Here is a 673-nt window from a genome sequence, read left to right as displayed (position 1 = left end):
GCGACGGGATCTTGACCGCGCAACCGCGCGGTCTCCACGGTGGACTTGATCCGAATATACGTCTGCGCGCCCACTGCATTCTTGCTGCACTGCGAGACCTTCCTCGCCATCACCACCGTCCGCAGGGCACGTTCCGCCGCGTTGTTCGTCGGTGGAATGTCCGGGTCCTTCAAGAACCGCCACAACCGATCGAGCACGCTCTGCTTCAGGATGCCCAGTCGAAGTCGCTCGTTCGCTTTCGATTTCAGTGGTGCCCGGTTCAGCAGGGCGTCCAGACGCAGGGTGAGGAACTCACCCTGCTGCGCGTACTCCTCTCGCGTACAGACCCCGGTCGTCACGTCCCGGTGCAGTCGGATGCCGTCCCGGAACACCTGCGCGACCCGTTGCCCGTACAGCTCTCCCCGTCCAGGTTGCCGCTGGAGAACAGCGGCGACCTCATCCGCGTTGCGGATCAGGTGCGCCAGGCACTTCTGCTGTCGGACGTCCTGCAGGTAGCGGCTGTCGTACGAGGAGAAGCGGTCGCTGATCAGTACGCCGGCGAAGTTGTGCCCCAGGCCTTCCCGGACTTCCACGTTGGTATGCCGCAGGTTCGCGCGGAACAGCACGGCATCCGCGCTGCGGAAGGCGCCCACCCAGGCGTTCTGGGCGCCGACCCGCCAGCCGGTGTCGTCGT

At 65.5% G+C, this 673-nt stretch carries 1 protein-coding gene; it reads right to left on the bottom strand.

The window, feature by feature from the left end; genetic code table 11:
• On the bottom strand, positions 1 to 673 hold a 673-nt coding region (locus IEY70_RS20830), incomplete at both ends, for an IS66 family transposase (protein WP_189066940.1).

This window comes from Deinococcus seoulensis (assembly GCF_014648115.1).
Taxonomy (GTDB): Bacteria; Deinococcota; Deinococci; order Deinococcales; family Deinococcaceae; genus Deinococcus; species Deinococcus seoulensis.
Note: the sequence above shows the minus strand (reverse complement) of the source record. Positions and strands in the feature narration are given on the sequence as shown.